Source organism: Mucilaginibacter sp. P1_D10, assembly GCF_056406215.1.
The window spans coordinates 1-1,372 of the sequence record NZ_JBFUAP010000045.1; the positions used below are offsets into that span (position 1 = coordinate 1).

Annotated in this window: 1 protein-coding gene; it reads right to left on the reverse strand. The window is 35.1% G+C overall.

Annotated features, from left to right (window positions below; all coding sequences use genetic code 11):
- Positions 1-659: 659 nt before the first annotated feature.
- A partial coding sequence (locus AC1DYT_RS26675) for a response regulator (RefSeq protein WP_477472523.1) occupies positions 660-1,372 on the reverse strand: 713 nt, incomplete at its 5' end.

Consider the following 1,372-nt stretch of genomic DNA (forward strand, 5'->3'; position numbering starts at 1 on the left):
ATTTAAGGTTTGTGCATGGGCCGAAATAAAAAGAAACATGCCCATAATAATTAATGAAATTCGGTATTTCACTCTCTTTTGTAAATTTTTATCCATCTTATAAAAGGATTTTAAGGTTTTTTAATTGGTTCATTGTTGGTTGGTTGGTTAGCGGTTAATTGGTTTTTCTTTCATTCATAATTTGTTTTTTTATCCTATCTCCTTTGATAACCCAATACCCAAAAACACCCTTTGAAAACCACTTTATCGTTAGTTTCATCATATGAAACAGCTGCCCGAACAATCAGTTAAAAAACTTCAGGTGCAGCCAAACGCATGCTTACTAATTCAAAAAAATTAACTGTTGGTCCTATTGGTTATTGGTAGAACATTGTTTAAAAGCAACATATTTTAAATGCATTACTTTGAACTTATATTCTGGAGGATGAAATTATGATTGTTAAAAAGAAGGGGATACCGAATTTGATAATGAATACAGCCCAAAATGTTAATCAGTTTTCAACAATCTCAAAATCAGTATTTTACAATACTTAAAACTACTCCGCTTTCATGTTTTACTTATTTTTCGCGAAATATTGACTTAAATGACAACAAATCAGGGCTGATCGGTTTGTCATAACGCGGACAAGAAGGGGCTGGCAATAATTGGTTAAATTTAATTAACTGTTCTTTTCTTCGAGTTTCTGTTTGCGAATTGAACTGACATAAGTAGAGGGAGGGATGTTATACTCATCCTTAAATGCTTTTGTAAAATATTTGGGCGCATTAAAGCCAACTTCGTAACCGATTTGACTGATCGTCATTTGGCTGGTCTCAAGCAAATACACCGCTTTTTTCAGTCTTATGGAACGGATAAACTCAACTGGCGTTTTATCGGTAAGCATTAAAACTTTTTTATAAAGCGATACACGGCTCATGTTCATCTGCCGGCTTAATTCTTCTACCGAAAGGCTATCGTTAGAGATATTCATTTCTATATAATCGACTATTTTCCTTAACAGTTTTTCATCTTCATTTTGTAAAGGAGTTTCCTGTAATTGAACGTCCATTTGCTTTTTGTATGTCCGCTTATAGACATCCTTAAGTACGAGGATGTTTTTGATCTTCGAAAGAAGTATCTCAAAATTGAAAGGCTTTGTTATGTAATCATTCGCGCCAATTTCAAGACCCTTCAATTGTTCGCTTTCGCCGGTTAGCGCGGTTAACAAAATAACCGGAATATGCGATGTGCGGCTGTCATTCTTTAGTTTTCTGCAAAGATCAATACCTGTCATTTCGGGCATGCTGATATCACTTACAATAAGATCCGGATGCTGGGACAGCGCTTTCTGCCAGCCATCTTTTCCATTTGCAGCCTCGACTAATTTATATA